3 protein-coding genes and 1 pseudogene are annotated in these 3,886 nt (G+C 63.8%); 3 read left to right on the forward strand and 1 reads right to left on the reverse strand.

Annotated features, from left to right (window positions below; translation table 11 throughout):
• Both M0954_RS08810 and M0954_RS08815 read left to right on the forward strand, forming a co-directional pair.
• A pseudogene (locus M0954_RS08810) lies at positions 1-188 on the forward strand (hypothetical protein); the annotation flags it as partial.
• 108 nt (positions 189-296) lie between these two features.
• Complete coding sequence (locus tag M0954_RS08815; RefSeq protein WP_123386334.1) at positions 297-911, forward strand: LysE family translocator; 615 nt, start codon at positions 297-299, stop codon at positions 909-911.
• Here the strand turns inward: M0954_RS08815 and M0954_RS08820 are convergent.
• Positions 908-2,326: a PLP-dependent aminotransferase family protein gene (locus tag M0954_RS08820; protein ID WP_133894113.1), complete on the reverse strand. Its 1,419-nt coding sequence runs from the start codon at positions 2,324-2,326 to the stop codon at positions 908-910. The two genes, M0954_RS08815 and M0954_RS08820, sit on opposite strands and share 4 nt — an antisense overlap.
• 230 nt (positions 2,327-2,556) lie before the next feature.
• Here M0954_RS08820 and M0954_RS08825 point away from each other — a divergent pair, with 230 nt between their 5' ends.
• Positions 2,557-3,885 carry an aspartate aminotransferase family protein gene (locus M0954_RS08825; RefSeq protein WP_122156773.1) on the forward strand — a complete coding sequence of 443 codons (1,329 nt, stop codon included), beginning with the start codon at positions 2,557-2,559 and terminating at the stop codon, positions 3,883-3,885.
• Position 3,886: the final 1 nt, after the last annotated feature.

Below are 3,886 nucleotides of genomic sequence, written 5' to 3' on the forward strand. Positions count from 1 at the left end.
CGGCGACGCGTCTCATCACGCATCCCGAACTGACGCTGACCTATCCCGTCGAATTTGTCTGGAAACGGGATCACGAGAATGGCCCGCTCGCGCGGTTCATTCGCGAAGTCGAAGCCTATACGGCTCGTGATGTCACAGCGTCTTTCGCCAGCAGCGGTGCGTTGGGCGACGAAAACGCTGCCCTTTAGCGGGTGCGCGGCCTCATCTGTACCGGATACCATCGGCAAATCTGTACCGTTACTGTACTGGCTCCTGTCGATAAACTGCGTAAAAGCGCATCGTCACTGGAGCCCCCCATGTCCTTCGAATCTCTCAGCGCGTTGCCCGCCGGCATCCTGTTCGCGCTAGTCACCAGCATCACGCCGGGGCCTAACAACACGATGCTGCTCACCTCGGGGGTCAACTTCGGCTTTCGCCGCACGCTACCGCATGTGTTCGGCATTAGCGCGGGGGTCGTATTACTGATGCTGTGCGTCGGCTTCGGGCTCGGCGAAGCATTCCACCGTTTCCCGGCGCTGTACTCGGTGCTGGAAATCGCCAGCGTCGCCTATCTGCTGTATCTCGCGTGGAAAATCGCTACGTCGGGCGAGGTGAAGCTGCGCAACGGGGAGCGCCGTCCGATGAAATTTTACGAGGCCATCGCCTTTCAATGGGTCAATCCGAAGGCGTGGATGATGGTGCTGACTGCCGTCACGACGATCCACGTGAGCGAAAACTTCGGCAGCAATGTGATGCTGATGGCCGTGGTGTTCTACTTCATCGGCCTTCCGTGCATCTGTCTGTGGGCCGGTTTCGGTACGGCCATGCGGCAAGTGCTCACGGACCCGAAGCGCCTGCGCATCTTCAACATAGCGATGGCCTTGTCGCTCGTGGTGACGCTGTATCCGATCGCGGCGCGTTTGCTGAGCTAGTCGACCTTCTCTTTACCCACGCGCTCGATAAACCGCCACAACGCGTCCTCGGTCGAATACGGCGCGTTGAAGCGGAACCACGCGCTCGCCGCATCGTCCGGGCGGAAATACGAGCCCGGCGCGAGCCAGATGCCGTGTGCGAGCGCGGCCGTCGCCACCTCCCCCGCCCGCTCCGGTTCGACAGGCAAACGCGCCCACAGAAACAGCCCAGCACGCGGCCGGTGAAACAGCTCAAGCCCCAGCGCATCGAGCCGCTCTTCCACCACCGCATGGGCGGCCTTGAGCCGCTCGTTGACGTCCTCGACGTGGCGCGCATAGCGTCCTTCGAGCAGCACCTTGTCGACGATCCGTTCGATCGTTTCCGACGACGTCAGCCCCACCGCCATCTTGGTACGCGCCAATTCGCGCAGCACGTCGCGCTCGGCTACCACATAGCCGCAGCGCAAGCCTGGCGTCACCGTCTTCGAGAAGCCGCCTACATACAGCACGCGCTGCAACCCCTCCATCGCGGCAAACAGCGGCGCGCCCGGCGGGGCGAGTTCGCGGCTCACGTCATCTTCGATCACCCACATGCGCGCGCGCTCCGCAATCTGCAGCAGACGGAACGCCGCGGCCATCCCGAAGGTCGCGCCGGTTGGATTCTGCAGCGTCGTGTTGACGAAAATTGCCTTGGGCCGATGCGCGGCCACCAGAGTTTCGAGAACATCCGTATCGACGCCAGCCGGCGTGCGCGGTACGCCATGCACGACCAACCCGGCCAGCTTGAGAATCTGCAGCAGGTTGCAGTAGCCGGGATCTTCGACGATCACCACATCGCCCGCGCGCAGCAAGGTCCGCACGATCAGATCCAGCGCCTGGGTCGCGCCTTGCGTCAGCAGTACATTCGAAACCTCGACCGGCAAGCCGTGGCGATCGAGCTGCCCCGCAATGCGCTCGCGCAGCGGCGCAAAACCATAGGGATGACCGTAATCGCCCATGCGCGGCCCGGGCACCCGGCTCATCGAGCGGAGCGCTTGCTGTAGACCGCTCTCGTTGACCCATTCGTTCGGCAGCCAGCCGCCGCCCGCCTTGATCGGCACCGAATGGTCGGCGAATACGTCGGACAGCAGCCACGTCGCGGTGAGGCTGGGCGGCTGCCAGTCGGTCGCGCTCACGCGTGCGGCCTGCGCGCGCGACGCCACCCGGTAGCCCGAACCCCGGCGTGCGACCACCAGACCCATCGAAACAAGACGGTTGTAGGCCTCCGTCACGGTAAAGGTGCTCAGCTCGTGGCTCGCCGCCAGGCGCCGCACCGACGGCAGCAGCGCGCCGGCCCGCAGCGACTGCCCCTCGATGGCGCTCGCAAATCCTTGAACCAGCTGCTCGACGAGGGTGGGCGCGGCACGGCGGTCGCGTTCCAGTTGGAGTTCGATCATGGTCGGGAGCAAAGTTGCGAGAGGGGCGAGCGGCAAAGGGAGCAATATGGGCAAACGGCTGGGCTGCAGAACACGCCAGCAACCAGCACAGTTCCAGCAACTTTACCTATACAGTTAGCTGCTCAGTGCATCAACTGTTTATGTCCGCCATTTAACCTCGGACGCTACAGTTTCGCAACGGCAACGCCCCGAAGGAAGTCTCCTTGGGGGACCACTTCGAGGAGAACACCATGACTTCGCGCCCCGTCATCGACGATCTGTCGTCTTTCTGGATGCCTTTCACCGCCAACCGCCAGTTCAAGGCCTCGCCGCGCCTGCTGGAATCGGCCAAGGGCATGTACTACCGCACGACGGATGGCCGCGAGGTGCTCGACGGCTGTGCCGGGCTCTGGTGTGTGAACGCCGGCCATAGCCGCGATGAAATCGTCGCCGCCATCACCCAGCAGCTTTCCACGCTCGATTTCGCGCCGACCTTCCAGATGGGCCACCCGCTCGCCTTCGAAGCGGCAACGAAAGTCGCCGAACTGATGCCGGCCGGACTCGACCGGATTTTCTTCACCAACTCGGGTTCCGAATCGGTGGATACGGCGCTGAAGATCGCGCTGGCGTATCACCGCGCGCGCGGCGAAGGTCAGCGCACGCGTTTGATCGGCCGTGAACGCGGCTATCACGGCGTGGGCTTCGGCGGCATTTCGGTGGGCGGCATTGCACCGAACCGCAAGACCTTCTCCGGCGCGCTGCTGCCGGCGGTCGATCATCTGCCGCACACGCATAATCTCGAACACAACGCGTTCACGAAGGGTCAGCCGGCCTGGGGCGCGCATCTGGCCGACGAACTCGAGCGCATCGTCACGCTGCATGACGCGTCGACGATTGCCGCGGTTATCGTCGAACCGGTGGCCGGCTCGACAGGCGTGCTGATTCCGCCGCAAGGCTATCTGCAGAAGCTGCGCGATATCTGTACGAAGCACGGCATCCTGCTGATTTTCGATGAGGTCATTACCGGCTTTGGGCGCCTGGGCAAAGCGACGGCCAGCGAGTACTTCGGCGTCACGCCGGACCTGCTGACGATGGCCAAGGCCATCAATAACGCCTCGATTCCGATGGGCGCAGTGGCCGCCAGCCGCAACATCCACGACACGGTCGTCAATGCCGGCGCGCAGGGCGCGATCGAACTGTTCCATGGCTATACCTATTCGGCGCACCCGGCTGCGGCTGCAGCGGCAGTGGCGACGCTCGACCTGTATCGCCGCGACGGCCTGTTCGAGCGTGCTGCATCGCTGGCGCCCGCGTTCGAAGCCGCCGCGCATGCGATGCGCGATGCGAAGCATGTGAAGGACATTCGCAATCTCGGCATGATCGCCGGGATCGAACTCGAGCCGCGCGACGGCGCCCCGGGCGCTCGCGCCTATGAGGCCTTTGTCAAATGCTTCGAGGCTGGCGTGCTGGTCCGCTTCACGGGCGATATTCTGGCGTTCTCGCCGCCGCTGATCATCGACGAAGAGCAGATCCAGCACATCTTCAAGACCGTGCGCGACGTGCTCGCCACGGTGCAGTAAA

This window comes from Paraburkholderia sp. (assembly GCF_026225065.1).
Lineage (GTDB): Bacteria > Pseudomonadota > Gammaproteobacteria > Burkholderiales > Burkholderiaceae > Paraburkholderia.

Excerpts from the sequence above, each read along its gene's own strand:
- M0954_RS08815 (WP_123386334.1), top strand. The coding sequence starts at position 297 with ATGTCCTTCGAATCTCTCAGCGCGTTGCCCGCCGGCATCCTGTTCGCG.
- M0954_RS08820 (WP_133894113.1), bottom strand. The coding sequence starts at position 2,326 with ATGATCGAACTCCAACTGGAACGCGACCGCCGTGCCGCGCCCACCCTC.
- M0954_RS08825 (WP_122156773.1), top strand. The coding sequence starts at position 2,557 with ATGACTTCGCGCCCCGTCATCGACGATCTGTCGTCTTTCTGGATGCCT.